Origin of the sequence: Hyphomicrobium zavarzinii ATCC 27496, from assembly GCF_000383415.1 — a bacterium.
GTDB lineage: Bacteria > Pseudomonadota > Alphaproteobacteria > Rhizobiales > Hyphomicrobiaceae > Hyphomicrobium_C > Hyphomicrobium_C zavarzinii.
Map to the genome: position 1 here is coordinate 66,875 of NZ_KB911262.1, position 24,940 is coordinate 91,814.

30 protein-coding genes are annotated in these 24,940 nt (G+C 60.1%); 6 read left to right on the forward strand and 24 right to left on the reverse strand.

From position 1 onward, the window contains the following. Positions 1-218: 218 nt before the first annotated feature. Positions 219-605, reverse strand: a complete 387-nt coding sequence (locus tag F812_RS0118920) for a winged helix-turn-helix domain-containing protein (protein ID WP_245257713.1) — start codon at positions 603-605, stop codon at positions 219-221. 17 nt (positions 606-622) lie between these two features. Here F812_RS0118920 and F812_RS0118925 point away from each other — a divergent pair, with 17 nt between their 5' ends. After that, positions 623-1,435, forward strand: a complete 813-nt coding sequence (locus F812_RS0118925) for a sulfite exporter TauE/SafE family protein (RefSeq protein WP_020087552.1) — start codon at positions 623-625, stop codon at positions 1,433-1,435. Positions 1,436-1,735: 300 nt separating this feature from the next. Here the strand turns inward: F812_RS0118925 and F812_RS0118930 are convergent, their stop codons facing one another. Beyond that, positions 1,736-3,526: a DUF262 domain-containing protein gene (locus tag F812_RS0118930; protein WP_083929260.1), complete on the reverse strand. Its 1,791-nt coding sequence runs from the start codon at positions 3,524-3,526 to the stop codon at positions 1,736-1,738. 247 nt (positions 3,527-3,773) lie between these two features. On the opposite strand from F812_RS0118930, the gene F812_RS0118935 reads away from it, so the two are divergent. Further along, a complete protein-coding gene (locus F812_RS0118935; RefSeq protein WP_020087554.1) occupies positions 3,774-4,127 on the forward strand; it encodes a hypothetical protein in 354 nt (117 codons plus the stop codon). 160 nt (positions 4,128-4,287) lie between these two features. Here the strand turns inward: F812_RS0118935 and F812_RS0118940 are convergent, their stop codons facing one another. The 3 genes from F812_RS0118940 to F812_RS0118950 form a co-directional block, all read right to left on the reverse strand. Next, complete coding sequence (locus F812_RS0118940; RefSeq protein ID WP_156827541.1) at positions 4,288-4,653, reverse strand: hypothetical protein; 366 nt, start codon at positions 4,651-4,653, stop codon at positions 4,288-4,290. Positions 4,654-4,655: 2 nt separating this feature from the next. Further along, positions 4,656-5,222 (reverse strand): hypothetical protein, encoded by a 567-nt coding sequence (locus tag F812_RS0118945; protein WP_020087556.1) that lies wholly within the window; start codon positions 5,220-5,222, stop codon positions 4,656-4,658. 63 nt (positions 5,223-5,285) lie between these two features. After that, positions 5,286-5,930 carry a hypothetical protein gene (locus F812_RS0118950; protein WP_020087557.1) on the reverse strand — a complete coding sequence of 215 codons (645 nt, stop codon included), beginning with the start codon at positions 5,928-5,930 and terminating at the stop codon, positions 5,286-5,288. Between the two features lie 673 nt (positions 5,931-6,603). Between F812_RS0118950 and F812_RS26665 the strand changes: the two genes are divergently transcribed. From F812_RS26665 to F812_RS26190, 3 genes are read left to right on the forward strand one after another with little or no spacing between them, the layout of a single operon-like run. Then, positions 6,604-7,068 (forward strand): hypothetical protein, encoded by a 465-nt coding sequence (locus tag F812_RS26665; RefSeq protein ID WP_156827542.1) that lies wholly within the window; start codon positions 6,604-6,606, stop codon positions 7,066-7,068. Then, on the forward strand, positions 7,058-7,327 hold the full coding sequence (locus tag F812_RS0118960) for a primase-like DNA-binding domain-containing protein (RefSeq protein ID WP_020087559.1): 270 nt from the start codon (positions 7,058-7,060) through the stop codon (positions 7,325-7,327). The genes F812_RS26665 and F812_RS0118960 overlap by 11 nt, the downstream gene beginning before the upstream one ends. Beyond that, positions 7,324-7,686 (forward strand): hypothetical protein, encoded by a 363-nt coding sequence (locus F812_RS26190; RefSeq protein WP_083929261.1) that lies wholly within the window; start codon positions 7,324-7,326, stop codon positions 7,684-7,686. The genes F812_RS0118960 and F812_RS26190 overlap by 4 nt, the downstream gene beginning before the upstream one ends. On the opposite strand, the gene F812_RS0118965 is transcribed toward F812_RS26190, so the two are convergent. The 8 genes from F812_RS0118965 to F812_RS0119000 all read right to left on the reverse strand — a co-directional run bounded on the left by F812_RS0118965 (position 7,619) and on the right by F812_RS0119000 (position 16,535). Next, positions 7,619-9,745, reverse strand: a complete 2,127-nt coding sequence (locus tag F812_RS0118965; RefSeq protein ID WP_020087560.1) for a type IV secretory system conjugative DNA transfer family protein — start codon at positions 9,743-9,745, stop codon at positions 7,619-7,621. The genes F812_RS26190 and F812_RS0118965 overlap by 68 nt on opposite strands. After that, on the reverse strand, positions 9,675-10,526 hold the full coding sequence (locus F812_RS24695; RefSeq protein ID WP_083929262.1) for a protein phosphatase 2C domain-containing protein: 852 nt from the start codon (positions 10,524-10,526) through the stop codon (positions 9,675-9,677). The genes F812_RS0118965 and F812_RS24695 overlap by 71 nt, the downstream gene beginning before the upstream one ends. Next, complete coding sequence (locus F812_RS0118975) at positions 10,526-11,374, reverse strand: vWA domain-containing protein (protein WP_020087562.1); 849 nt, start codon at positions 11,372-11,374, stop codon at positions 10,526-10,528. Before F812_RS0118975 ends, F812_RS24695 begins: the two co-directional genes overlap by 1 nt. Before the next feature lies 1 nt (position 11,375). After that, the gene (locus tag F812_RS0118980) at positions 11,376-12,329 is read right to left on the reverse strand and encodes a hypothetical protein (protein WP_156827543.1); all 954 of its coding nucleotides are present in this window, start codon (positions 12,327-12,329) and stop codon (positions 11,376-11,378) included. Between the two features lie 13 nt (positions 12,330-12,342). Continuing rightward, positions 12,343-13,317, reverse strand: coding sequence for a hypothetical protein (locus tag F812_RS0118985; protein ID WP_020087564.1), 975 nt, complete (start codon positions 13,315-13,317; stop codon positions 12,343-12,345). 144 nt (positions 13,318-13,461) lie between these two features. Then, entirely contained in the window at positions 13,462-15,270 is a 1,809-nt protein-coding gene (locus F812_RS0118990) for a relaxase/mobilization nuclease domain-containing protein (RefSeq protein WP_020087565.1), read from the reverse strand. Beyond that, complete coding sequence (locus F812_RS0118995; RefSeq protein ID WP_198011239.1) at positions 15,267-15,728, reverse strand: MobC family plasmid mobilization relaxosome protein; 462 nt, start codon at positions 15,726-15,728, stop codon at positions 15,267-15,269. The genes F812_RS0118990 and F812_RS0118995 overlap by 4 nt, the downstream gene beginning before the upstream one ends. A gap of 489 nt (positions 15,729-16,217) precedes the next feature. Then, a complete protein-coding gene (locus tag F812_RS0119000; RefSeq protein ID WP_020087567.1) occupies positions 16,218-16,535 on the reverse strand; it encodes a hypothetical protein in 318 nt (105 codons plus the stop codon). Positions 16,536-16,732: 197 nt separating this feature from the next. Between F812_RS0119000 and F812_RS0119005 the strand changes: the two genes are divergently transcribed. After that, on the forward strand, positions 16,733-17,632 hold the full coding sequence (locus tag F812_RS0119005) for a hypothetical protein (RefSeq protein ID WP_020087568.1): 900 nt from the start codon (positions 16,733-16,735) through the stop codon (positions 17,630-17,632). 73 nt (positions 17,633-17,705) lie between these two features. On the opposite strand, the gene F812_RS0119010 is transcribed toward F812_RS0119005, so the two are convergent. The 11 genes from F812_RS0119010 to F812_RS25745 form a co-directional block, all read right to left on the reverse strand. After that, positions 17,706-18,104: a hypothetical protein gene (locus tag F812_RS0119010; RefSeq protein ID WP_020087569.1), complete on the reverse strand. Its 399-nt coding sequence runs from the start codon at positions 18,102-18,104 to the stop codon at positions 17,706-17,708. Between the two features lie 74 nt (positions 18,105-18,178). Next, positions 18,179-18,376 carry a hypothetical protein gene (locus tag F812_RS0119015; RefSeq protein WP_020087570.1) on the reverse strand — a complete coding sequence of 66 codons (198 nt, stop codon included), beginning with the start codon at positions 18,374-18,376 and terminating at the stop codon, positions 18,179-18,181. Positions 18,377-18,625: 249 nt separating this feature from the next. Further along, positions 18,626-18,898, reverse strand: a complete 273-nt coding sequence (locus F812_RS0119020; RefSeq protein WP_156827544.1) for a hypothetical protein — start codon at positions 18,896-18,898, stop codon at positions 18,626-18,628. Further along, entirely contained in the window at positions 18,895-19,500 is a 606-nt protein-coding gene (locus tag F812_RS0119025; RefSeq protein ID WP_156827545.1) for a hypothetical protein, read from the reverse strand. Before F812_RS0119025 ends, F812_RS0119020 begins: the two co-directional genes overlap by 4 nt. An 80-nt stretch (positions 19,501-19,580) precedes the next feature. Further along, complete coding sequence (locus F812_RS0119030; RefSeq protein ID WP_020087573.1) at positions 19,581-19,784, reverse strand: hypothetical protein; 204 nt, start codon at positions 19,782-19,784, stop codon at positions 19,581-19,583. Between the two features lie 22 nt (positions 19,785-19,806). After that, positions 19,807-20,214, reverse strand: coding sequence for a hypothetical protein (locus tag F812_RS0119035; RefSeq protein ID WP_020087574.1), 408 nt, complete (start codon positions 20,212-20,214; stop codon positions 19,807-19,809). A 20-nt stretch (positions 20,215-20,234) separates the two neighbouring features. Continuing rightward, positions 20,235-20,414 carry a hypothetical protein gene (locus tag F812_RS26670; RefSeq protein WP_156827546.1) on the reverse strand — a complete coding sequence of 60 codons (180 nt, stop codon included), beginning with the start codon at positions 20,412-20,414 and terminating at the stop codon, positions 20,235-20,237. A gap of 114 nt (positions 20,415-20,528) precedes the next feature. Further along, entirely contained in the window at positions 20,529-20,735 is a 207-nt protein-coding gene (locus tag F812_RS27180; protein ID WP_020665392.1) for a helix-turn-helix domain-containing protein, read from the reverse strand. A gap of 237 nt (positions 20,736-20,972) precedes the next feature. Beyond that, complete coding sequence (locus F812_RS0119055; protein WP_020087578.1) at positions 20,973-21,386, reverse strand: DUF6878 family protein; 414 nt, start codon at positions 21,384-21,386, stop codon at positions 20,973-20,975. Positions 21,387-21,491: 105 nt separating this feature from the next. After that, a complete protein-coding gene (locus F812_RS0119060) occupies positions 21,492-22,388 on the reverse strand; it encodes a hypothetical protein (protein WP_156827547.1) in 897 nt (298 codons plus the stop codon). Then, positions 22,385-24,925 (reverse strand): hypothetical protein, encoded by a 2,541-nt coding sequence (locus F812_RS25745; protein WP_156827548.1) that lies wholly within the window; start codon positions 24,923-24,925, stop codon positions 22,385-22,387. Before F812_RS25745 ends, F812_RS0119060 begins: the two co-directional genes overlap by 4 nt. Between the last annotated feature and the right edge of the window lie 15 nt (positions 24,926-24,940).

Consider the following 24,940-nt stretch of genomic DNA (forward strand, 5'->3'; position numbering starts at 1 on the left):
AGGGCGCAACCCACTTCCTTCACTTCACTTGCGGCAACGACCGCAACCCGAACGGGCCGAGACCGCTTGCGGGCTCGGTCGCGCGGCTCGCCGCGCGATAGGGCGTGACCCGACCTCCGGGAGGGGGCCGCCAAACCTCACATACTTCGTCATACTACGCGCCTAACGCAGCAACGCATTCGTTGACACAACCATTGTGGGTCGATATAGCCATGTTGCTATATCGCGCTTCTGCGTGATGCTTTGCGGCGCAGGCGCCGGAGCTCTGGCAGCACGGCTTTCTCTGTCAGTCGCTGCATGGTGCGGTAAACAGACAAAAGCTCCTCACCCAAAGGGGTTAAGGAGGCGCCGCCACCGGCCGTTCCGCCCTTGGTGGACTCGACAAGGGGGAGATTGAAGTGGCTGTTCATTGCATTGACGAGATACCAGGCGCGCTTGTAGCTCATGCCGATCCGGCGGCCGGCTGCGGCGATGGAGCCGGTATCCTTGATGCCTTCGAGCAGGTTGGCCTTTCCCGGCCCGAACCTCACCTCGGGCGTGATCATGATGCGAAGTTGCACGTCGTCGAGGTTGTCGTCGGCCTTCATGTGGGTGCCCTTGCTCATGGGATTGAACCACGTTGATGGATCAGAAATTTGATACGAACGTCAACACCCAGCGGCCATTCTGGGCTTTCGGCGGCGGGGCGGTGATTGGTACTCTTGGCGGCCTGATTGGCCTTGGCGGTGCGGAGTTCCGGCTGCCGTTACTGATTGGCGTGTTCCGATTTGCAGCGCTGGAGGCTGTGATCCTCAACAAGGCGATGAGTCTAGTGGTGGTGGCCTCTGCCTTGCCGTTTCGGGCGGCGACGGTACCGTTCTCGGCGATTGCATCCAACTGGCCCATCATCGTCAACCTACTTGCGGGAAGCCTGCTTGGTGCTTGGTTCGGGGCAAGCTGGGCGGTGAAAATGAAGCAGGCCTTGCTCTACCGGATCATCGCGGGGCTGTTGGTGGTCATCGCCGCGGTTCTGCTGTTCGGCCATGATGCGTCGACCTCATCCAGCCCGTTCCTTTCCGGCATTCCCTTGGCCGTCGCAGGTGTGGCGGCGGGCTTTGCGATCGGCGTGGTGGCGTCTTTGCTCGGCGTTGCCGGTGGGGAGCTTTTGATCCCGACGCTGGTGCTGCTGTTCGGCACCGACATCAAGCTGGCAGGCAGTCTGTCGCTTGCGGTCAGTCTTCCGACAATGCTGGTGGGCTTCACACGCTACAGCCGGGACGGGAGTTTCTCGGTAATTAGCAGGAACAAAGGATTTCTGCTTACTATGGCGGCGGGTTCACTGGTCGGTACGTTCATAGGCGGGTTGTTGCTTGGCATTGTGCCAAGCGCTCTATTACTGCCGATGCTGGCAGCCATCCTTGTCCTTTCGGCAGTCAAGGTCTGGCAACACCGGTGAAGTACCGAGAAATCGATTCAACGATTCATGATGTCAAAGAGCGTGTCCTGTGCCGGGCTCAAGGTTCTTTACGAGGTCGGGGGTACCGCCTCAGGAAGGGGTGCTTTTGAGGAGATGCCTCACAGGTAACCCGCGCGGTGCGTCATCTCTCTTGCGAGAGAGGCCCGCTACGATCGTTTCGAGGTCATCGACCCATCGTCCCGGCAGGGACGCCTTCCGCTTGCGCGGAAGCGGGCTCGATTGCGGCTTCAGACTCAGCAAGTTTTCGGCATCGAGGTAGCTTGTGACGCGAACCCTTCCTTACATTGGGCGTGCAGTTGCCGCTTCACTCTGGGCCCTGCGCTTTGGTGTGGAGCGCGGCGTGAGATGCAGCTGCTTCACTATGTCTTGTTTCAGCAGTTGGGTGCGCCTCTGAATGTCGTCTTCAGTCCAGGCGGTGGATTGCTCGAACCCTTGCAAAGAGCGGAAGCGGCCGGAAGCCTCGAGAAAGATCTGCTGCTTGTGAATGAAATCGGCATTGGCGAGCCGGGTGTTGGTTTCCGGATCGATGAGGGCGAGATTTCCGATGCTGTGGCAACTGTCGTGGCGGCTGTCTTCGTCTGAGAAATCAATGAACCACTGAGAGTTCGGATGGGGGTTCTGTGGCAGCACGTGTTCGATACTTCCATCCTTGATGTAGAGCGGGGGAACATCCCAGCAGAGTGACTCCAGCCAGCGGAAGAGAACGATGCGGCGGTCTTCGTCGGTGAACGGGTTGGAGAGCTTATCCTCGATGCGGTCTTGAAGGACGTCCGTGATGAGCAAGGCCCCTGACAGGCAGTTGTTGCCCTTGATGGTTTGGGTGATGGCTTGGGCGAACAGATTTGAGCGCTGGGATTGGTTGAGGCTGGCAAGGGTGATGGCCATGCAGCGGCGGTGCAGCTGCGCAAAATGACGGGCGTGGGCTGTTTCAGACGATGACGATATGCCTTTGGCGGTCTTCAAAAGGTAGTTTGCGTGCCAGAGCAGGGCGAGTGGCTTCCACTGCTGCCATTTGAACAGGCTCAGCCGCCAGATGTTGACGTCCAAAGGGGTGCTTCCGGGGCTTTCCAGTTTTCTATCAAGATGCTTCCAGGCGGAGGCGAAGACGGAGAGCCGTTTCAGCCATTCGTTGATTTTGTGCGGCCCTACTTTGCTTCCGAGGTAATCGATCAGCTCCTGCAGGTGGTCGGCCGATTGTTCCTGCCTGCGCGTGATGAAATCGACCGTTGTCAGAAATGGCACGAGATCGTTGCCCACCGCGTGTTGGATAACGGACCAGCTGTTTTCCATGTCGGCGGCGGTGGCTTCATCGGGGGCGATGTCGAGGATTTGCCCTTTGAACAGGTCGGCCTGGTTGAGGGGGAGTCCCCTGAGGTTGGTGGTGACGAAGATCTGGCGTGCCAATCGTCCGGCCGCGGCGTGGACGATGACGATGGCCACGCGATTGAGAAGGAACTCTACGAAGGAGGCTTGCTGGGCCGGACTCCAGGCATTGGCGGCGGAGCGGAAGGTACGGGCGGCTTCGCGCACGCGGTGCTGGAAGTCGTTGGCGACCGATGATCTTCGCACCTTCCCCGCCTCTCCCCGTTTCTGGATTTCCTTCCAGAGGGCGGGGTGGCGCTCGGGAAGCAAGAGGCGGGGTTTGTCGCCGTCCTGATTGATGAGTTTGTCGAGGCGTTGGCTCAGAAGGTCATCGTCCACGGTATCGCGCAGGACGGAGATCAGGATGGTCAGCGTGGTGATGCGCTGCAGGCCATCGTAGATTTCGACGGCGCCGTCTGGAGCGGTTCGGGTGACGATGGCGCCGAGGTAATAATCGGGAAGCGCGGGCTGGATGCTGGGTGTAGGGAGTAGCCCCAGATCGGCGTCGATCTCTTCATCGAGTGAAAGGTCAGCGGTCGCTGGTTCCGGAGAAGAGGCTTGTGCGCTCCACGCCCGCACCAGATCGGCGAGCAGGGTTTCACATTCGGACGTATTCCACTGGTAGGTGCGCTGGACGGAGGCGGCGATGAAGATGCGGGAGGAGAAGAGGTCCTCCACTGTGGAGGTGTGCGAAATGACAGGCAGCATGCGGGAACCACGCGATACGCATTGACGGGACGGGTGTAAATGAAAGGTCCGGTTGCGTGTTGGTGGTTTTGTCCTCCGCGGTTGAAGTTTCACTATAGCGCCGGCCTTGGTGGGGTAAAGCGCCCACAGTGCACGTTGTGAAGCGTTGTTGTTTTCTTGCCGCTAAGGACACTGGGGTGGCAGGGTGCCTTGGCACACCCGGTGCATGAGGGTGTGCGTCGCGAAAGAACAACAAGGGTCGCGGGCCATGTGGAGCAAGGGTGAGTTCAAGGCTGTCCTTGAAGCCAAGGCGCTGCTGCGCCAAGGGGCATCCAATAAGGCGGAAGAGGCGGCGTTGCTGTATGCGCGCGCACAGGGGTGGACAGAAGAGGACGGGGTTGATGCAGCATGGGCTGAAACCGAGCTGAACGCCCTTCTGGATGCCTTGGAACCGGAGGAATGGGAAGCCATGCAGAAGGCCGCGTCACGGATCGGCGACGCGGCCTTCAGGGGTGTGGTCACGCACGCGGTGAAGCGGATTTCAGAGCGGAACAAGGAAGACATGGCGGCGCTTGTTGAGCGTTCCCCTTCCCTGCATAAGCCTGAACGGGACCGGTCATAGGGGCAGGTCGCACATCAGGCATTCTCCATCATGGTGGGGCATCCATCCGCATGTGCAACAGATTTCGCAGCGGATGTTGTGGTCGGTTGCATAATTGATGACGGCGGCGGGCCCATGGAAGTCCAGCATGAGCCGAAGTGAGAAGCGTAAGGTGTCGATGTCATCGGTTGCGTTCCGTTTCCGGGGCAAGGTAGGAGCGGTGTGGTGATGTGAGGGCATCGCGTCCAGTCTCCAAAGTTCCGGGGGTGAAGGCGGAGGGGTTGCGTAGGCGTTCTTCGGCGCGTTGGGAGACAAGGTCGTCCCACACGGCGGTGTAGGCGGGTTCGCCGATGTCTTGGGCGGCACGCAGCTTTCGCATTTCGGAAAGCGTGAGTGTTGACTGGAAGGTGGTCTGAACCTCCTTGCGGATGTGCTCGGGGTAGCTGTCGATGCGGAGTGAAGGGGCATCACCATTGATGACGGTGATGTCGTAAGAGCCGTCATGCCGTTCCGCGTAGCGCACGCGGGGGACGTCTTGGTCTCCCATGGTCATCGCTCCATCTCGTCGTCGCGCACGGCGCCGTGCACAAGCGAAGGAAGGTCTTCTTTGAGGATGACGTCCGGGTTGTCTCCGAGGTGGAACCGTTCGTCGATGTTGACGGCCCGTTTCGCGTCGGGGCCTTGGCGCTGGAGCATCTCGCCGGCGCGGCAGCACAAGAGGTCGTCCATGACCGCTTGGTAGAAGAAATCACCAGCCGTTCGGGCGGCACGCAACTTCGCTGCCTCCTTCTCCGTGAGGTTGGCGTCAAGTTCGACGCGGGCTGCTTGGCGGAGGTGACGGGGGTATGCATTGAGGCGCGGCTGGTCCTCGATTGCGGCGTTGACGCTGAGGGTCAGCTTGCCGTCGGCATTCCATTCGTAGGTGAGCGGGCCTGAGTGTTCGGTTTCTATGATGGGGGTAAGGTTGGAAGGGCGGGGTGGACGCAACGCCACCTTGTCGGCGGCGATGAGGATGGCGCGAAGCTTGTTGTCGTACTCTTCCCGAGAAATCTTACCTTCGCGGTGCTGTTGGTGCAGATCGATAAAGTCTTGGTTGATGTCGAAGTGGATGTTCATGGCGCCTCCATAAAAAGGGGGAGCCGCTTGAGCGGCCCCCCGGCTGAGTAGAAGCGAAGGGCCTTAGCGCGCGTGTTCCAGTTCGCGGTCGCTGGCCATGTTATGGGCGGATTGCGCGGGCCGTTCCGCGTCCTGCTCCATCTGCTTGTTTTGGTCGTAGGCCTGGACGGATCCGGTGAGCATGGGGTTTCCATAGCGGTCGAGCTGTGACCACGCCGCGACGCGTTGGAGCTTGCCGTCACCGGGATTATAGAAACCGTAGTAGTCGGGGCGTTCCTGGTTATCGGCGTCCTTGGATTTGTTGGTGAAGAGGATCAGGGAATCGGGCTCGAGCTTGAACGGCTCACCTCCGCTCTTGGAGGGAATCTCCACGGCGAGCTTCTGCACTGTTTCCTTTGCGGGCTGGGTGTAGGACGCAATTTGCGAGTTGGCCGACACACCTGCCCTTCCGGAGAGAATGGTTGCGCCATCTTTTTCGCTTGCGTAGGGCCACAGCGCGAAGCTGCGCTCATCCTTGCTGTTGGGCAGCGTCAGCTTGCCTTGAAACAGGGGGCGGTCGTCGCCGATTTCCTTGCTGTTGTTCTTGAAGGCGCGGAAGTTGCCGCGGTCGGGCTTGTCGTATGTTTTCGCCATGCTGCTGTCCTTTGTCTGGAAGAACCAAAACATCCGGCTGCTGCCGGTGGACAGACGATGGGCAATGAAAAACACCTATACAATGGGCATTTTCAAGTGGTCGGGGTATCGGGTAGCTAGGGGTATCTAGGCGGATATCACGTTTTGTTGCACGCGAAGATTAAGCGCGTGATGGCCTTCCACTTGGCTATGCGCAGGGCAGCTGACGGGGATGTTGGAATGATGGGCCGGTACTGTCAGGTCTGCAGAAAGACCGCGTTCTGATTGACGGCGAGAGAGGGGCTTCGCAAGGGAGTCAAACAGGCCCCGGGGCGTGTGCCGCCCCGTGGCGAACCTCTCTGCTGTCAGGCATGGGTGAAAGGAAACAACTCATGCAGACTGTAGGCTAAGGCTACTGCGACGGTTGCCCGTTTGATGTCGGCAAGGAAATGACGGAGTCCGCGTCCAACCTTGGCTGCCTGCCGGGAGCGGAGGAGGTATGCCAAGTATGCGATGCGACTGGTACCGCGTGGGCCTGTCACAGCGAACCTGAAAAGGTTTGTTGCGGCGATGCCAGTAACCGGGACAAGCCGCTTCGATATATGGAGGGGGGTACATCCTGATACCTATGTAAGGAAGGCGGGATGGCTCGCTTTCTTCTTTGGCGGAGCGTGGGTCAAACGCGTCTACGGTGTGTAAACATGGTGACGGGAAGTGCTGTTTCCTCTACACTTTAATGATCTCTCGGGTGGCTGGCTGTGGGGGAGACGTGCCGGAGTTCCGTCCAAAAGCTGGAGATGTGGTCGGGTTCTCGTATCTGTGGTCGTGGGAAGCGGCTGCTGGTCATGACCGGGGGCTGAAACGGCGTCCTTGTCTTATCGTGCAGACAAAATGTGAGCCGGATGGCGCACGCCTTCGTCTTGTTCCGATTTCTCACCGGCCGATTACCAAGATGCTGTCGATGGAGATTCCGAAGGGGTATTTGGGCGATGCGGGCCTAGACGGTTTGGGGTGCTACGTCATTACCGCCGAGGTGAACGTGGTGCGCTGGCCGTCAACTGCCCGAGATGTTCAGCTGCTTCCCAAAGGGCGATTGCCAAGTGGGTTTGTCGGCTCGGTGCAGCAGGCACTGTTACATCAGGATGCCTTGAACCGGCTTATTGAGGTGGACCGTGAGCGTCTTGCGCGGGATATTGTCGAAAGTTATCGGGAGCGGGAGCGCGATGGGCGATAAGGTCGAAGAGCTTGGGTGGCAGGTGGCGACATTTGCCGCGGACCGGCTTCATCCGGATGAATATAGCTGCGTTGGAAGCTCTGCCGTTTGGGAAGCCTATTTGGCGTGGTGCCGTGAGAGACATGCGGTTCCTCTCGCGTTCGCGGTATTTCATAATGAGTTCGAGAAAGTGGCGGAAGCGGTTGGCATGAAGCGCCGTCAGGTGGGGGCGCATGTGAACTATGATGGCGTAAGAGTGGAAAGCACGGTGACGGCATGAGCTGGAGCAAGGATAAGCTGCGGGCGCTGGCTATCGAGCGCGGCGAAGGGGAGAAGGCCGTTGGCATATTGTTGCTGGCCCATGAACGGATGCGGGGCAGGACCGAAGAGGATTACGCGCGGGACACGGCGGAGAAGGAATTGGATGCCTTGTTGGAACGGCATGCACTCCGTATTCCCGGTGAGGTAGCCAACGAATATCCGGGATTGAAACAGTTGCGGGGGTATGCGTCTGATCAAGCGCTGTCTCGCGCAGTGGGGGTCTCGGCCGGAAAAGGAATACGGGAGCCGGTCAAGGCCGACGCGGTGCAACAGGGTGAACGGGTTTACCGGCGTGACCACGAGCGAGAGCGTGGCTAGCGCATGAATGTGGGTGTGGGGGCGGCAACATCTTCGCTTTATCGGTTTGCCAGGCGTAGCGCTTGTCGAGTGCCATCGGGTGGTCTCCACGGGTGGTCAGGATGACTTTGTCGTCGTAAAGGCGTCCGACGAGGTCGTGGTCCTCGGCCAGTTTTTTGGTTTCACCGGTGAAGGGGTTCCGGGTTGTCCCTAGCCCCGGTTGGATGAGCTTTACCAGCTGCATGTCGGGTTGCAGAAAGCTGCGTGAGCGGCAGGCATCGACCACGCCCTGATATTTGTTTCCAAAGGCGGCTTCCAGCTGGGCGATGTATTGGGCGAACATCCACAAGCGCAATCCTGAGCCGCGTCCCACGTCCTGCAACTCCAAAATGCTTTCGAAATTTCCGAGCTGGGGCATTTCATCGAGGAAGAAGGTGATGGGCAACTCCCCTTGCGCGGCTTGTTTCCGCATCAGGATGCGCGTGTGCTGGATGAGCATGATGCGGATGATGGGGGCATAGGCTTTGAGCTCCGCGGGAGGGACGCAGATGTAAAGCGTTGTGCCTGGCCGCGTTCGGAAATGTTCTGGCCGCCAATCCGATGTGCTGATGGTTTGTTCGATGGTGGGCGAGCGGGTGAATACGGAAAGGTAGCGGCGTCCTGTGTCCAGCACGCCTTCCAGACGTGTTCCCCCCGCCTTGATACCGGCGCGGATGGCGTTAGCTGCGGCCTCGAGATCGAAGATGCCGGTGCGCTTTGCCATGCGGATCATGGACTCGAGAAGCTGCTGGATGTCGCTGTCTGGGTCTTCGCTGAAGGGTACGCTCATCAGCTCGGCCAACCCTTTCATGGTGCGCTTGTCGGGAGGTGCCTTGACGGCAACCATCATGGCGAACGCCCACATCAGGTCGCGGCCCCGGTTCTCCCAATAGGGTTCCTTGAGGTTGGGGTCATCGACGACGACTTGATAGGTGAGCACGGTTGCCTGATCGGCGGCGGTGGAGGGGTCCTGCGAGATGAAGTCAAATGGATTGTAGCGGTTGGTCGTCAACGACCGGTCGGTGGGGGCGAAGCGGTAGACGGGCCCGTAGTTTTTCGCGCGGTACCCCGCTGTTGCATCCCACAGCTCCCCTTTCACGTCGAGAACGATGGCGCTTCCTTTGTAGCGCAAGAGATTTGGGATGACCTGGCATTGGCTCTTCCCCGACCCCGGCCCTCCGATGGTGATGAGGCTTTCTGCGCCTGCAAAACACACGGGCGCCCCGCTTTGAGGTTCGTAACCGAGAAGGAGGGCTTCGGGCTTTTCCGTCACGGAATAATAGCGGCTCGAGCGGAGGGCGTTGAGGTCCATCCATTTGGCGCCGGTATCGAGCGCTTGGTGGAGAACGGCGTTTGGGACACCTCCTTTTGAAGCAGGAAGGTTTTGGGCGCGCTTGGCGATGTCGGCGGCCGTGGAGGCGAGGAAGACCTCGTGCTTGTCCATCCAGTGCTGGAGAAAGGTCCGCACCACATCATGGGCGATGTGGGTTGCGGCAAGGCCGGCGATCGAGGGGGCGGGGTCGAGGCGGCACTTGCCGTCGTTCCAGATCAGAGTTGCGAGAAACTCCCCCCACTGGTCTGGAGTCATCTGGTGTTGGGCGGTGAAGTCCGCATTGCTTCTGAGGAACGCCCGTTCCTTATCCGTGAGCGAGAGCACGGGTCTTGCCGCCGTAAACTGGTCAACGGTGCGGTAGAGCTCCTTGACCTTGCTGGTGTGCTTCCACGTGTCGTTGAGGTGCTTGGCGGTATGGGCGGCTTGGGCGGCGGGGTTGAGGGTCAGGATATTCATGACGGCACCGGCGGCGTAGGCGATCTTGCTTGGCGCATCCTTGTTGACGTGGTCGTTGATGAAGCGCGCAAACTGCTTCCTGTCGGCCATGCCGGTGAGATCTGTGACGGGCACGCTTAACTCGGCGGCAGGGTCGCCAAGCAGGGCGTCGAGCGCGGGCACGAAGGAGGATTGTGTGTAGTCACCGGGGTTGCGCAGCGGGTGGGGCGAGGTGATGGGGCGGGCGGTAGGCGACGAGAAGCGTCCTGTCATCGTGGTTCTCGGGTGGTTGGTGCTGGATGAAATGGGCGAAGGTGTTGACGAAGGTCAGCGGGCCCAGCTCGCGGACGCGGCCTTCGAGGGTTTCGGGCCAATCGGCTTTGAAGCGGTTGCCGTCGAGGAAGAAGCTGTTGGCCCCATCGGTGGCGATGATGACGGCTGTGATGTGGGGGCTGCAGCTCTCGCTGCTCGTCACGTAGTTGAGCCAGTTGGGGTCGGCGATGGTGTAGGTGGCGCGTTCTGGCTGGGGGGCGGAGCAGAAGGGCGTCAGGGCATAAACTTTGTCCCCCTTCTCGTTTTCATGGTTGCTTCCGACGGCAATGCCGCTGTCACCCACGGCGGCTGCGATGATGGTGTTGCGCTTGACGATGACGGCCGCGAGCGTGGTTGAATATTCGTAGGCGGGTCTTCCTTCGCGGGCGGCAAGGTCTTGGATGGCGAGGTGGGCCGCATTGAAGCCTTCAAGCAGGAGGGTGCGGGTTAAGTCGGCGCCGCCTGTGAGAGCGGCGCCGAGATAAGCGTCGAGTGCCAGGCACGCGGCAGAGCTGCCGTGGCGGCTTCTTGGCTGTGAGCCGACTCCGTCGGCGGCGGCCATCCAGAAGGCGCCGGAGGTGCCGCCGATGATGTGGCTGTCGTCCATGGGGGCACCGTTCTGGTAATGCCATGGCCCATGCTGGGCGACGCGGGCGATGAGCCATGGGGGCACCCAGTTGGTTTCGAGGCGAGCCAAGGGCGGAAGGTCATGACGGATGGGGAGCGGCGCGGGGTGTTGCATCAGGGGATCTGCGTGACGTTGCTGGTGCGCAGCGAGATTGCGGCGCTGTCGATGGCGGAGCGCATGGCGTCCACGCCGTTCATTGCACCGAAGTTCTTGGTGATGCTGGTGATGGCGACCGTGATGAGGCGGATGAGCACTTCGAACGAGCCGATCTCGCGGCCCATTTCGAAGACGGTATCGGGCCCTGTCAGCTCGCTCAGCAATTGCTGGCCGGTCATCATGCGGCCGTTGATGTTGATGCGTTCGCGGTCACAGCCTTTCGGGGACACGAAGTGCAGCATGGTGACCGTTTTCTTTTCGGGGTTGGTGACCCCGTTGATGTTGTCCAATCGCTGCTTGATCTGGGTCCAGCGGGCATCCCCGGGTTTCATGTCGGTCATCGCCCCATCGGTGATGTGGATGATGTGAGGCATTCCCGATGCGAAGTTGTTGTTTGGGTCTTGGTAATAGTGGAGGCGGTTGCTGATCTGCTGCAGGGCCATCTCGATGGCTGCACCGGTTCCCGTGGCGTATTCCGGTGTCAGGGTTTGCACGGCGGGGGGAAGGTTCTGGACGATGGACCATGGGACGATTTCGCGCGGCCTGTCGGAGTAGCAGATGATGCAGATGTCCAAGCTATCCACCTGCTTCTGCAGTTCGCTGGAGGGGGTTGGGTTGCGCAGCGTATCGAGCAGGATGCTGATGGCCTTGTTGATGTGGTGGATGTCGGGGTCAGGCTCCATCCCTGTTGAGCCTGATATGTCGATGATGAACACGAACGGATAGCGTTTGCGTGCGGAAAGCGTGGGGGGGACAAAGCCCGGGCCCGCGAGGTTGGTGATCATCTGCTTGGCGATGGCTGACATGTCATTGTCCTTTCTGGTCTGCGGGGAACGACCACGTTCCGCGTTGGCGGCAGGCGGTCATGGAAAGGGTGTGTTGGAAGGTGCGGCGCATGAAGGTCAGGGCGTAGCGGAAGCAGGCGCCCGGCGCGGCCGAACTGGTGAGCTTTCTGATGCGCGCAGTGAGCGACAGGTCGCCGGACGCCAGATTGGCCGTGAGGGTGAATTCGCGCTTGTCGATGGTGGTTGAATGCTCGAGCAGGCGGGAAAGCTGGGTGATATCGGACGGGGTGAGCGCCGTCAGCAAACGGTTGGGGGTGTTTTTTGGAAGGGGAAAGCGGCCCACGTAGGGGCGCATGGCGTTTGCATTGTCCGCGGCGAGCGCGAGGGCACGGGTGACACCAGTGCTGACCACTTTTGGAGGGATGTTGAGGGCATCGGCGAGCGCTGCCACGGATGCGCGCTCAGTGCTGAACACGTGGTCGGGGGCATGGAAGGCGGCGAGTTTGCGGGCGGGCGCTGTCGGCGTCTTTCTGATGGGGGATGCCTGCGCCGGGTGCGCGGTTGCTTGTGGGGCAATGGCGGCGAGCGCGGGGACGTCGCGATGCGGTTGAACGTCGCTGCGTGAAATGAAAATCAGGAGGGCCAGCAAGGCCGAGAGGCTCAGCAACGGCATGACCAGCTTTTTGGCGGCGGCGACGAGGATATCGAAGATGATGGTGACGACCGCATCGGCGATGCGGTCAATGGCGCGGAGTGTGGCAACGATGGTGCGGAACAGCCATTTGGCGGGGCGCGTGATGAGGAACGGCAACGTGACGGTCAGGAGCCGGAGCATTGCACCTGCTACGCGCGCCAGAGGACGTAGAATGGCAGCGGAGGTGTGCCAGAGGCGTTGCAGTTGCCCATAGCGTTGCGAGAACGGGTGGATGCGCGTGACGAGGGGCGGTGGGGCGACGTAATGGCTGTAGGGTGTCATGAGCTTAATCGGGTCAAAGACACCTCCGGTAGTTGGAGAGCACACTGACCCATTCGCTGGCCTTGACCGGGGTCGGGCCGGTGAAGGTGCGGGTGAACGTGGTGCGCAGGTCTTGCGGAAGCGAGTTCCACGCATCGATGACGGGTTTTGGCAGCGGAAATTGCTGAGTATCCGACAAGGGGAATTGGCGCTTGTCGATGCGCACATCCTCCGGTGTGTCGCCGGATTGGAACGGATGGATGGGCATTCCCTTGTCTGCCATCAGCAACATGAAAAGGAGGATGGCGAGTACGAAGTCATCGTGCGTGGTGGTGAGGCGTCCGGATTTGAGCAAGGCGGCATCCGACCCGGGCGCCTTGAAGCCGCTGGTCAGCCCGGAGAGGCGGAAGCTGTACTGACCGTTGTTGTAATCGAACTGGAATCCATCGGTGTCGATGAAGCGCACCTGCGTGAGATCGGCGGAAATGTGCACGTTGTTCGGGGACAGATCGCCAAAGACGAAGGTCCATGGATGGCGGTGCATGCGGGCAACTTGGTCTGCCAGCGTGATGCAGAGGAAGGCGGTTCGGTCGGGGGTGACCTTGAGGCGTGTGTTGTTCTGGGTGATGAGGTCGATGAGGGACGTTGTTCCGACCAAGCGCTCCATGGAAAATCCAAGCAGGGCTTGCTGGGCATCCTTTGGGTTCTTCTCGCTGAAGATCAATCGTCTCGGCCAGGTGGCGAAGGGCAGTGATTTGGATAGCTCGTTGCCGTGGAAGGCGAGCGCGATGATGCGCTGGGCGTACTTCCTGTCGCTCTTGATGAGCTGCAGCACCTTGTCATTGTAGAGCTTGGCGACAAGCGGTGGGGTTGAGCGCGGCATGAGCTGGTAGACGGCGCCTGCGCCGCCCACGGTGCCCATGGGCTCACCCAACGTGAATTTGAAATAGTCGTCCTTCTGGGGGTGCAGGCGTGCACCCCAGGCGCAATCCCCGGGCCCAAGCAGCATGGATCAGCAAACTCGCTAAAAACTGGAAGCGTTCGTGACCGTTGATGTGGATGCTGTGCTTGCGGGGTTGGTAGGACATCTCCTATTGCGCGGTGTTACAACCCATTAGTTGCGTGCCTTGATGTGTTTCGTCAAGTGGGGTTGTTACCGGTCACGTTCGCGGTCCTTCTTGTGCTTCTTTTCATTCTTGAGTTTCTGAGGTTTCGGTTGTGGCGGTGGAGGTGGCGGCGGCTTCTTATCCGCCTTCGGTGCAGGCGCAGCGTGTGCTGTGCGTTTGGACGACAACGCTTCACGAACCCCATCTCCGACGAATTCACTGAAGGTCTGGTGTTTCGCCAATTCCTCGCGGGCGTGCGCGAGGTCATTGCGCGCGGTGATCAGCTCCTGCTTGGACAGAATACCAAGCCCATGCAGCTGGCGGGCGATGTCCAGCTGCTCATGGGCATGGGAGAGGTTGCGGAACGCTTCGAGCCGCGGTGACGGCGGCTGCGGCGATGGTTGGGGGGCTGCCTGCTTTTGGCGGTGGGGTATAGGTGTGCTGGCGTTGACGGCGGGCTTTGCGCTGTCCCGAGCTAGTTTGGGTTGCGGCGTATGACGTGACAGGACGGCTTCGCGCTGGGTTTCAGCTTGCCGGCGCCATTCCTCGCGGAGAAGCATCTTATCGGGTTCGTTCTGTAGCAGCTTTCCAAGGTCGTCACGGGCCATGGCATGACCGTCGATGGCGCGCACAAGGGCGTCGTTGTCAATCAGTCCGCTGCGGTGAAGGTCACGGGCAAGATCAAGGTTCTCGCGGGCTGCCATGGCCTTTTTCCACGCCTCCCTGCGGTCCGGGGCATTCACATCGGCGTCAATCACGGCCGCGCGTTCGCGGCGCGGCGGTTGCGTTGCGCCCGTGCCGTCGTTGTCGTCTTCGTTGTCACCGGTGGTTTGGCGGTTCTGCTGGCGCTTGGCCCGCCATTCGGCGCGCAACCGGTCCTTCTCCGCTTCTTGGGCGTGGTGCTGCGCGTACGCGGGGTCTTTGTCCGGTATGCCGACGGTTTTTACAACGGTTGGCGCCGGTTGTGGCGATGATGGATCTGGGCCTACGGGCGTGGGTGAGGCGGCGGCTTCTTCCTGTGCTTGCTCTTTCTCGCGGCGCAGGGAGAAGTCAGTGAAGCGTTCGCGGTAAAGGGCTTCTAGGCCGTGAAGGCGCACCTCCTTGCCGAGGTCCGACAGCTTCATGAAACCCATGCCGTCGTCGATGACGAGGCCCTGCCCTTTGGCGGTCAGCGAGAGCCCTTCCGCGCTTAACAGGCGCGAAAGCTGGTCCCAAGATCGGGATTGCTCGAAGATGGGGGCGAGCTGCAAACGGCGGGATTTGATTTCCTCAACTGACCAGCGGTCTTTTGGAAGCTCGCGCTTCAGGCGCTTCGCCATCTGGTATTCGCTGTCGCGTGCACGCTTGTTCTCACGCGCCATGAGTTCTGGCGTGTTGTGGCGACCGTCCACCTTCAAGAGACCGCGCTTCAAGGCTTGGCGCGCGATCGAGCGTTCAAAGCGGGCCCAGTCCTTGCTGGTGTGCCACGCCTTCCCTGTTTCCGGGTGCACGCGATTGACCAGGATGTGCAGGTGGCGGTGGTCGGTGTCGCGGTGGGCGGCAAGCACGGCCTGGTGCTCGTTCAATCCCAGATCAAAGAGCGCCTGGTCGGCCACTTCACGCATGGTGACGTCGGACACGGCTTCATCGGGCCGCCAAGAGATGATCATGTGGTAGACGGGCTTCTGGCATTTCTTGGATTGGGCGGCGGTGGCGCGCATCATGGACGGGATCTTGTCCATGTCTTTGACGAAAAGGTTGCGGGTTTCCATCCAGGCCAAGCGGTCAACATCGCGGTCGGCATCGCGCTTTCCGTGCATGAGATACTGGAAGCTGCCCCGGAAGCCCCTTCCCGGCCGTGGGATCTTTCCGATCATGCCAGCACCTTCTCGAGGGCGGCCGAGCTCATCGTCAGCACGCGCTGGTGCATGTTGAGGAAGTAGTAGATCTCGCGTTCGGTGATGGGCACAAGGCCCGTGTTGGCCTGCTTGGCCATCTGGTTCAGGTTGTTGCCGATCTTCTTCAGCTGGAAGGCGATCATCGAGATTTCGTGGGCAAGGTCGTTTTTCCCAACAACGGCCTTCCTTCTCGGTGGCGGCGCCTGTGTGAGTGCGGCGACCACTGCAAGGCGCAGGTAATCCTTCTGCAACAGCTGCGCGTTCTTGGCTTCCTTCTCGAGGAGCGTGTTTTCTGGCGGGGTGAGGAAGAGCTTCTTGCGCACGGTGGCGGCTTCGTCACCCGGTTCCGCTTTCAATGTTGGTTTTGATGGTCCTTCCGCCGGCGGCGTAGGGTTGCCTGCGCTTGCCTTGATGGCGGCGAGAACGGCGTCACGCATGAACACGGCAGGCTTTACGCCTCGCGCCTTCGCAGCGACCCGGAGTGCAGTGGTCTCTTCATCGTTCAATGTGATTTTCGGGCGCCGATTGAGCTTGGCGCGCGCGGCGCGCGCGCCATTCGTTGTGTCAGCGGTATCCGATGCCATGCAGTCGATAAGCCCTCCCGGCGTTTGAGGGACAAGCAATTTGGGTCTTGAGGCCGGAGGCCGAATGACCCGCCATAGGGCCCTCTTGGGGGCCCTATGGCATTGCTTGCTCCCAACATCTCTTACCTACCATGATGCAAAAATGTGGTATAGTTAGGATGCATACAGAGTGTGCGCAGGCGGGCTCAGGAAATGGCTAAACAAACAGCAGCCCCCGGGGGCTGTCTGCCCCCGGGCCCCCGACGATTTTTTAGACGGTGATCGAAACTATACTGACCTCTAGACGAAGTGGGAGGGCGTTATGGCGTGTTTTACTGTAGGAGTGGAGTAGTAAGGCGTAACTTAGCGGGATATGCGCCGTGCGGGCGATTTGTTGCGCTGCTGCACTTGCCAAGGATGGCGCGGGGTTTCGGGTGTCCACTTGAGGCGCGAGCAGAGCGTTTCGATGGGGAGGGTTTCGACTGCAGCGGGAGGGCAATTCAAGCGCTGGGCCACGTCACTCAGAATCCACGCGCGCACTTCATCCATGGTGCCGTCTTGCACGATGGCCATGTCTCCGGGCTCGAGCCAGAGCACGGAGCCGCCTTCGCCGTCGTCGGCGAAGTAGCTGATGATGGTGCTGATGCGCGTGCAGTAGAGGCGCACCTCACCATCCGGCATTGACATCTCTCGCAGTATCATGGTGCCGGCATCAAAGGCACCAAGCAGGCAAGGTGCCAAGGGACCATGGTGCCAACTTAGGCAGCCCGGCATACGTGATGTACGCTCCGTGTATGTGGTGTGACCTAATTGCAAAAGGCGGGTTGCGTGGAAACCGTCGTCGGTTTCAAAAGATGGTGTCGGAGGATTGCTAGGGGATGGCGATGAAGGTGTTTGTTGCGCTGCTGGTGATGGTTTGCTGGGCGGGCGCTGCGGTTGCGGGGAACAAGGATGACCAGGCGAAGTTCGAGGATTGGGAACGCATGTTCTTCGACCGCACCATGGTTGGTGGCATCAAAGAGCATTGCCCGCAGTTGGCCGAAGTTGGGCTGATCACAACAAGGGTGCCCACCCCACCGGACTGGTCTGAAAACGACCAGCGCTATGACGTGTTGTTTCGTTATGAAGCCCGTGGTGTCGAGCGCGGCGAGAAGACAATTGCTAAATTGGTGGCGGAACGGGGCCAGTCTGGGTTTTGCCGGGAAATTTGGGAGGATTACGGTCCTGAAGGAAACGTCTACGGTGAAATTGTCGTTGAACTTCCCCGGTTGAGGGAGGATGAACTGCACGTGACGCTTGGCGAATTTTCAACGCGCATGACGATGGCGGAGGCGGAAAAGGCGTTTGGGAAGGAAGCGGCTTGCTACAAGCTCGACGGCAAGTTTTTGGAATATTGCGCGTTTTCAAAAGGTGAGCTTGGATTCCGTGGGAGGGTAAGTGGCGAGCAAGTGCGGATGATGTTTTCGCGCGATGGGCAAGTGTACGAGCTTTCTCGGTCAATCGATTTGTCAAAGCATATGCGCGATGTGGACGCGCTTGCCCAAGTGCGGGAGAAGTTTGCGCGTTTCGGCGAACCACATGTTCGCGGGGATGGCGCAAGTATTTGGCGCCTCCGTGAGGGTTTGGAAGTGCGGGCTTACGTCTTTGAGGGTCGGTTGAGCATGGCATGGGTTGACGAGAGGCTGAAGGAGCAGAACCGTGCGGCCATGATGGATGAGAAGCGTCGTTGCGATATTGAGCTTCAGGACGAAGCTGCTAGGGAAAAGCTCAAGCTGTAACGGGTCGTTGCCAATTTGTTGAGGTGGTGAACAGATGGCTGCCGGTGGACGTCATTGAGGTATGCTGATGACGCTACGCAGACTGTGGCAGGGGGATGAGGGCCGTTCCATCGGGTCGCACCACTTCACATTCCATTTCGGCCTGCCGGTTATCTTTGTGCAAAAGCCGTAGGTATAGGCCGCCGAACCGGTAGACAAGAAAGGTCTCAACACCGGTGCGCCACATATCGGCGGCACTCAGCATATCGTCCAAGGGCTTGCATTTGATGTCGGAGGTGATGGCGGTGCTGTCCCAGTGGGGGTTGTTTTGAAAGGCCTGCTTTGCGGCGAAAATTGCTTCATAGGTTTCCGTGGAGATTGTCGCTTCGTGGCTGTCGTCGATTTCACAGGGGAGGTCACTGGTGACTGCGTCATCGCTGGCATTGCATCCAAAGATGACGATGGGGACGTTGCCTTTAGGGGGCTTGCTCATGGTTGGCTTCTTATCATGCGGTCACACGCCAGCCCGACCGAAGGGCGGGGTGTGTGCTCTGTTGTCGTTTGGCATTAGTTGCGCGGTGTTTGGGAGTGCTGGCCGGTGGGCTTCGCGTCGTCAGGGGCGAATTCTTTGGCGTAATCCGGCATGGACTTGGGGTCGAACGGATCAAATAATTTGTGGTGAAGGGTCAATAGGTCGTAGGCCAGTTCGCGTAAGGCTTCGCGCAAGCGGGCGCGGAAGGTTGGTTTGGTATGGGGTAAGGGCATGGTGGTGTCTTTCGTTGTGGTGGTCGTTCGCGGTGGGCTCTGTCTCCTTTCGTCCACCTGCTATGTGGCTTCTGGGCCCCCTCTTCCTCTCTTCACCGATTGTGGGAATTGTATGCGGTTAATGAGTGCGAAGCGAACGGGGTGCTCGTGATGTAGGCGTTAGAATTCATCTTCTGAGAATAAGCACGCGCGGAACTGAGGGCGTCGTGGTGCGGACGGTTGATGGCGGCGTCTTTCGTTGGGTTGCTCTTAGGAAAGTTCGGTGACAGCGATGACGGTTGGTTCGGTGCCCAGATCCTCAAGCCAGCTGGTGAGTTCCGCTTGGACCATCTTTGTTACCGCGCTCTTTCCGAAGTGCTTCAATTGGTGCGCGAGTGGCTCATCGCAGATCCCGTCATTGAAGTAGGTGGCGATCTTGTCGGCGGCACTCCTTGTTTCTTGGTGCTCGGGGATTTGGCCCAGGCTGCGGATATGCAAGGTAATGCGCAGGCAGTTGGGTGCGGGCATGGTGTCGGCTTTCATTGGTGAAGTTGCTTGGCAAGGTCGATGGTGATGACCTTACCTGTTGCGGTTTCCCTCACCTTGAAGAGGGTGGCGGTGGAACTGCGTCTGCGCTGAATGGCAAGGGCCTCCTGTGCGGCTGCCATTGGTGATGTGGCGTCGCTGTCAATGAACCACGCGAGGCGGAAGCGCGGGCTTTCACCCTTGCGGGCAGGCTCCGTGGCCATGGTCTGCAAATCGTCAATAAGGTCGTTAAGCTGGTTGCGCGCAACGGTCATGCGGCGCAGGGCATCCTGATAGCTTGTGCAGTCTTCGCGGGCGGACAGTTCCGAGAAGATGAAGCGCAGCAGGCTGTCGCCGCAATGGCTGAGGTCGTCGTGCAAGCTGCGGGCGTCCTTGGCATCGGCGAGATAGGCGAACTCACCAAAGTCGTAAGAGGTCAGCGCGGTGCGTTGCCAAGGGGTGAGCGGCGGGGAAGGTGGATGTTGGTCTTCAGGACTGAGGTCGTGGTTATGGGCCCAGGTGGAGGTGACGGGGTTGGCGTTCAACTCCTTGAAGGGGTAGACGTCGATGACCACCCCTTCGTCTTCGCGCTTGATGATGACGGTGGAGATGTCGTCCACGTGGACGTGAAGGCATTGGCTCCCGTTCCGTTGCGTTCGGAACGGGGGTTTCGTGCGGGGCATGGGTGGTGCTTTCGTTGTTATTCGACAGTGATGCCGGAGGTGTCAACGCACACATCCGGTGGCAGGAAGCCGTCACTGAACAGGCGCAGGCGCACGGCTTCCACCAAACACTCGCTTGCGCGGCTCATCTGGCCGGTTGATGGGCGGCCGCCGGCTTCGGTTTCAAGATTGAGGGTGAGGGTCAGGACAAGGCGCTGGGCCTTGGAAGGCTTATAGGCCATCGGAGTACGCTTTCATAAGTGGTCAGTAGCAGGCTTGGGTGATGACCACCTCGTTGCCGAATGTTTCGCGCGCGAGATCGTGAATGGTGTGCAGTCCCACATGCACGGCGCGGCCATCGGCATGGATGGCTGAGGAATGGCCGGAGATGAAGCGCAGGCCTTCATGGCCTATCTGGTAGAGCAAGGCGATGTCGCGCGGGTCCAGGTGTTTGGCGAGCTCAGCATCGAAGTCGAACTCGTCTCCGGTCTCCGGGTGCGTGCTTGGCCATCCGTCACTGTTGTCGGCGGCGATGGCGTAAGCCTCGTCTTCGCTGCCGGGGATTTCCTTGCCCGTCCAGTATTCCAGACCGAAGTATCGGCACCAGCGTTTGAAGCGTTTGGGATCACGAACCCGGAAATAGTTGCTGCGGGCGTGAAGTGTGTAATTCATGGTGTTTGCCTTTGTTGGTGTCAGTAGAGGTAAAGGGGATGCTGGTCGGCGTCCCCTCCCCAGGCGTGTGTGGTTTCCACGAACCCCAACCTGTTCACGAGCCGGAACCCCGGAAGCAGGTAGAGGCTATTGGTGTCCGGGGCGAGATCCACGGCCGTCCACCAATGGTGCTCATCGGGCTCGGTCGGCAGCTCGTCCACTTCGTGGAGGCGGCCGTTCTCGCGTGGGGAGAACAGCTGGTTGAAGATGCGGCGGCTGCGCGCGCGCGTACGGCCGCTGTGGCGGCATGATGGTCTTGCTCATGGAGTATGCTGTCACTTCGCGGCGTAAAATGCCCAGTCGATGCGAAAGCAGCGGATGAGGCGGCGCAAGGTGTTGCGGTTGAAGCCTGCTAGCTCGGCGGCGCGTGCTTGGTTGCCGCGGGTTCGTTCCAGGATGAAGCGAACGAAGGCTCGGGCGAGTGCCAGGCGGACGGGTACGCCGTCCATCTTGAGGTAGGTGGGGCAATGCTGGCGTAACAAGGTGATGACGGATTCCTCAAGGAGGTCGTGCGTCTGCTGCGCATTGTCATCGGTGGGGGAGGCATATGGTTCATGCGTCCGAGCAGGACGGGCGTGTTGTGGAGGATGTGATGGGGCGCGGAGCTCATAATATTTGCTTTCATTTGTGAAGCCGCGCGCTTTTGGGAAAGCCTCTCTCTCCCGGCCGGCACGGCCCAACGGGGTGGGAACCACCCCCTCGCTTTGGGGAACAAGCGCTTAGAGTTCGGTTTCTTTGGAAACTTCGTTGGTTTCGATGCTGGTGTGCTCGATGCGGACAAGCCCCTTGTCGGCGTGGAGGATGACGTAGCCGTATCCGCCGCCATCGCTTTCAAAACCGCCGTGGTGGTGGGCGACCACGTCGAGGGCGAAGCGTTCCACCAATGTGGCGATGTCGTAGAAGGCGGCTTCGATGGGATGTTCCAGCACGGTGGCGGTGCCGTTGGCATGTTCGCCGTTGGAGCCTTTCACCTGCACCTCGCCGGAATCCGCCACGTCCGCGCGGTACTGGACGGTGGCCTTCGATAATCCAAGGGCGCGGAGCTCTGCCAGCACGCGGCGTTTGGTGGCTTCAAGCTGGCGGACGCGCAAAACATTGATGTCGTCGGGATTGCGTGGCGTGGTGAGAATCATGGAACGTGACTTCGTTGGGATTGTGCGGGAGCGGCGCAAGAGCCTTTCTCTCCCGCCTTCCACGCCACCCCGTTCGTTGCGGCCCCTTCCCTATGCGGAAAGGTATTATTGTGCCGGTTCGAGGCTTACGCGCAGGTTTGATGAGTAGGCCCCTGCTTGAAGTGGCGTGATGGTGGGCGCAACGGTGACGGTTACGGGCACGGATGAAGACACAGGGGCGCTGATGGCGGTGGCGAAGGACGAAGCAGCTACTCGCGTATCAAGAGAAACGGCCGTGCTGCCGAGGACGGCGCTTGCAGAAAAGTGGATGGGGGTTCCTCCACCGGGTCTGGTCAGGGGTTGTGCCGATAGTGTGAGGCGTGCCGGTCCGTTGCAGCCGGCGTTTGGAAGACTGAAGGAGCGCAGGTAAGCGGCAGGTATTGTTCCGTTGACGATGGCGGGCGTGAAATCCAGCGCGGAGAGGGTGGGAGGCGGAAGGGTACAGGAAGAGGCAACGGTTGCGGTCAGTGTGAGGTAGCCGTCGTAGTAATACCCGCCCCTGATGACATTCTTGAGCTTGACGTTCATATCGCGGCGGTAAAGGCCAGCCGGCTTGTTGCTCTGGTTGGCGGGGATTGTGAACGGGATGGCGACGTCAACAACCTGCCCTGATCCGCCGTAGACCCATTGATTGTAGCTTCCGCCGTTCCACTCAAAGAGCGGAGGCAGATAAAAGGTCAAGGCGTGCTGTGGGGCCTGAACGTTTTCAAGCGTTGACACCATCGGCCACTGCGCCGTCGAGACCTCGATGACCAGCGTGCAGATGCCGTTGAAGCCGGTCGGGAACGTCACGCGCGCGGGGATGTAATCGTGTGCAAGGGTGCCCGAATAGGACAGTGCGAGGCTGGGGGCGTTGAGCGTGAGGGTGGGCTGACCGAAGGGTCTCCCGTCGCAGGCCACGGCTTGATGGCTGAAAAGTGCAAGTCCGCACCCGACAAGCGTTTGGATAGCCCTTCGCATCATTGTGCTTCCGTGACGAGCGTGGCGGGCCATTCGATTAATTCTCTCTGTGGTGTGGCGTCAGTCGGAATGAGAACCTCGGCATTGAACAAGCCGGAGGCGTCTGCGGGTATGGTAAGGGCGTAGGTGTTGTTGGCGATGATGATGGTCCAGTCACCCTTGGCCAATCCTTCGACGGCGAACTTCCCTGCGGAGTTGGTGAACACGGTGAGCGAATGTCCGTTGTAGGCTGGTGAGGTAAGTGTTCCGGATTGCAGAGCGATGGGTTGACCGGACGCGTCGAGCAAGGTTCCGTAGGCGGTGAGCGGCATGTCGGAACCGAGCGCCACCGCATAGCCCGCGCGGTAGGGAGCTCTTACGGATAGATGGGATGCACCGAGGGCGTAGCCATCAGGAATGTTCTGGGCATCAAGCGGGTATTGGACGTTGGTGTAGGGGGGGAGATCCGCGACCACGGCCGGAAACCACGACGTTCCTGTTGCGCGCGGCGCTTCTCCATTCCCGACGATGACATCGGCGTCTGGAATGTTGTCGTGCGGGTAGACGATGGCGAAGCCGTTTCTGACCGGGGCACCAAGCGCAAGCTTGCCATCGGCGAAGGCGACGGCTCCCGCATAGTTGAGCTGGGTGAGGTGATGTTCGTCACCGTCTTGCGGCTGCTTGAGGGTGTGGGAAAGGCGTGTTTCACCGCGCTGGCCGAGATGCTGTGCGGCGGCGGAGGTGAAGACCCCGCGCTCGGGGGCGTTGTCGGCGGTGGCGGAAACTTGCCAGACATCGGAAGGGGAATGCGATAGGTGGGAGGCGGTGATGGAAGACACGTCGTTGCCGAAGGAATGGCGGGCGCCGACGGACGTGTCGCCGAGGCGCGCATACAAGCTCAACCCAAGGCGGAACTCGGGTTCGTCATCAAGGCGCGAGAAAGAAAGCAATCTGTCGTTTCCGTAACCGGCGGTGACGGTAAGCGTGGTGGTGTCGAAGAATTGGCGGCTTATTCCCAAATCCAGGCTCCACCGATCGGTACCCGCTGAGACGGCTCCGGGGATGTTGGCGACATCGGCTGCGAAATCATACCGGGCGGTGGCGGTGGCGTAGGCACCCCCTATCAGAGGCTTGGTTTGGATGGCGGAGAGCCTCAACCAGGAATCGAAGGCGGGATAGAGGATATCGTTCATGAGCAGCTGGGCGTCACCGGGCTGGCGGTACTGGTCGGAATAATAATCGGCAGCCACCCGGAACGAGCTGTTTGGAGCATCAAGATCGGGAAGTGTTTCAAAGGAAACTGAGGCGGCATATCCCATTTCGGGCCCTTGGCTCAGCGTTGCGCCAAGGTGCCATGTCGCCATGGAGGTTAAGTGGTGGAACCCGAGGGAGGCATTGTGGACGGTGCTGTCGGTTTGAAAGGCGAAATATCCGGTGAACGTGTCCGAGAAGCCGTGACGAACAAAAAGCCCGCCTTGGAAGTGATTCAAATATTCGCGCTGGCCGTCGATCCATGTTGAGGGCAAGCCCCCCGACAGGCTCCATGTGAAGTCGCCTTCGTCGAGCAGCTGGTGGTTGGAGAGGGCATCGAAACGGATGATGTCGCGCTCGCCCGTGTCGTAGATGATGATGGCTTCAATATTGTTGAAGCCCAGCGTGACGGGCAGGTCTTGGAGACTGTAGCTGCCCGGTTTGAGCGGCAGGCGTTGCATCGGTATGCCGTTGACGACCAGTTCAAGGGTGGCGTTGCTTTTAACGACCAGAAGCTCGTTGAAGCTGCGGGTGCTTTGGCTTCGCTTCTTCCCGAACAGATCAGGGTTGTGCTCGAGCGAGACACCTAACAGATCCATGGGACGTTGCCCGGGGAGTCCCATGTAGGTGGTGTCGCCGAAGACCGATCGGGTATCCCACTGTTCTATATCGTATACGGCGCGCGTCCCGCGCCTTGTGAATTGGTTTTCGCTCTGCGCCTGACATCGGGCTTCAATGGGGCATAAAAACCCGTTCAGGGAGCCTCCCAGTGTGGCTTCCGATTCAAGCACCACGCTTCCAAACCTTGTGGCCCCTTCAAGGTCGAGTGAAAAGCCGGAAGCCTGGGCATAGGTCCAATCATGCGTGAGCGCCAGATCGTAGTTGAGGAAGGCGCTGAAAGTGGCGGGCTCCATCAGCGTTGGCATCGTCGCGGCGGATCCGAACGACAGGGCGCGGGGCTTGGATTGGTCTAAGGGTAGCGAAAGCGTGAGCTCCACGGCTTGTTCGTTGAACCCGATCTCCAACCCGTGCATTTCGGCGTAGAGGGTGAGCGGGATGGGCCCTACCTCCAAGCTGCTGAGGGAGAGCAGACTGGAGTCCGGAACGTGGTCTTTGAGAACGGGCGCGAGGTCGGTGGCGGCGACCAGCACTTGATTATGCTCATCGATGACAACGGTCACCTCACCAAGAACGTCGGAATGGTAGCGGAGCGGAACCGGCATGACGATGGCGCGGCCGGTTCCATTGAGCTGGGTTTCCGGGTGCTCGACGGCGTGCGCAGGCATCGCTGAAACAGCGGCCGCAGCCAAGCAGACGGTGATGCC

What these genes read in the sequence shown, in the direction of transcription:
- F812_RS0118920 (WP_245257713.1), bottom strand. Translation starts at nt 605, where the DNA reads ATGAGCAAGGGCACCCACATGAAGGCCGACGACAACCTCGACGACGTG.
- F812_RS0118925 (WP_020087552.1), top strand. Translation starts at nt 623, where the DNA reads ATGGATCAGAAATTTGATACGAACGTCAACACCCAGCGGCCATTCTGG.
- F812_RS0118930 (WP_083929260.1), bottom strand. Translation starts at nt 3,526, where the DNA reads ATGCTGCCTGTCATTTCGCACACCTCCACAGTGGAGGACCTCTTCTCC.
- F812_RS0118935 (WP_020087554.1), top strand. Translation starts at nt 3,774, where the DNA reads ATGTGGAGCAAGGGTGAGTTCAAGGCTGTCCTTGAAGCCAAGGCGCTG.
- F812_RS0118940 (WP_156827541.1), bottom strand. Translation starts at nt 4,653, where the DNA reads ATGGGAGACCAAGACGTCCCCCGCGTGCGCTACGCGGAACGGCATGAC.
- F812_RS0118945 (WP_020087556.1), bottom strand. Translation starts at nt 5,222, where the DNA reads ATGAACATCCACTTCGACATCAACCAAGACTTTATCGATCTGCACCAA.
- F812_RS0118960 (WP_020087559.1), top strand. Translation starts at nt 7,058, where the DNA reads ATGGGCGATAAGGTCGAAGAGCTTGGGTGGCAGGTGGCGACATTTGCC.
- F812_RS26190 (WP_083929261.1), top strand. Translation starts at nt 7,324, where the DNA reads ATGAGCTGGAGCAAGGATAAGCTGCGGGCGCTGGCTATCGAGCGCGGC.
- F812_RS0118965 (WP_020087560.1), bottom strand. Translation starts at nt 9,745, where the DNA reads ATGACAGGACGCTTCTCGTCGCCTACCGCCCGCCCCATCACCTCGCCC.
- F812_RS24695 (WP_083929262.1), bottom strand. Translation starts at nt 10,526, where the DNA reads ATGCAACACCCCGCGCCGCTCCCCATCCGTCATGACCTTCCGCCCTTG.
- F812_RS0118975 (WP_020087562.1), bottom strand. Translation starts at nt 11,374, where the DNA reads ATGTCAGCCATCGCCAAGCAGATGATCACCAACCTCGCGGGCCCGGGC.
- F812_RS0118980 (WP_156827543.1), bottom strand. Translation starts at nt 12,329, where the DNA reads ATGACACCCTACAGCCATTACGTCGCCCCACCGCCCCTCGTCACGCGC.
- F812_RS0118985 (WP_020087564.1), bottom strand. Translation starts at nt 13,317, where the DNA reads ATGCTGCTTGGGCCCGGGGATTGCGCCTGGGGTGCACGCCTGCACCCC.
- F812_RS0118990 (WP_020087565.1), bottom strand. Translation starts at nt 15,270, where the DNA reads ATGATCGGAAAGATCCCACGGCCGGGAAGGGGCTTCCGGGGCAGCTTC.
- F812_RS0118995 (WP_198011239.1), bottom strand. Translation starts at nt 15,728, where the DNA reads ATGCGTGACGCCGTTCTCGCCGCCATCAAGGCAAGCGCAGGCAACCCT.
- F812_RS0119000 (WP_020087567.1), bottom strand. Translation starts at nt 16,535, where the DNA reads ATGCCGGATGGTGAGGTGCGCCTCTACTGCACGCGCATCAGCACCATC.
- F812_RS0119005 (WP_020087568.1), top strand. Translation starts at nt 16,733, where the DNA reads ATGGCGATGAAGGTGTTTGTTGCGCTGCTGGTGATGGTTTGCTGGGCG.
- F812_RS0119010 (WP_020087569.1), bottom strand. Translation starts at nt 18,104, where the DNA reads ATGAGCAAGCCCCCTAAAGGCAACGTCCCCATCGTCATCTTTGGATGC.
- F812_RS0119015 (WP_020087570.1), bottom strand. Translation starts at nt 18,376, where the DNA reads ATGCCCTTACCCCATACCAAACCAACCTTCCGCGCCCGCTTGCGCGAA.
- F812_RS0119020 (WP_156827544.1), bottom strand. Translation starts at nt 18,898, where the DNA reads ATGAAAGCCGACACCATGCCCGCACCCAACTGCCTGCGCATTACCTTG.
- F812_RS0119030 (WP_020087573.1), bottom strand. Translation starts at nt 19,784, where the DNA reads ATGGCCTATAAGCCTTCCAAGGCCCAGCGCCTTGTCCTGACCCTCACC.
- F812_RS0119035 (WP_020087574.1), bottom strand. Translation starts at nt 20,214, where the DNA reads ATGAATTACACACTTCACGCCCGCAGCAACTATTTCCGGGTTCGTGAT.
- F812_RS0119055 (WP_020087578.1), bottom strand. Translation starts at nt 21,386, where the DNA reads ATGATTCTCACCACGCCACGCAATCCCGACGACATCAATGTTTTGCGC.
- F812_RS0119060 (WP_156827547.1), bottom strand. Translation starts at nt 22,388, where the DNA reads ATGATGCGAAGGGCTATCCAAACGCTTGTCGGGTGCGGACTTGCACTT.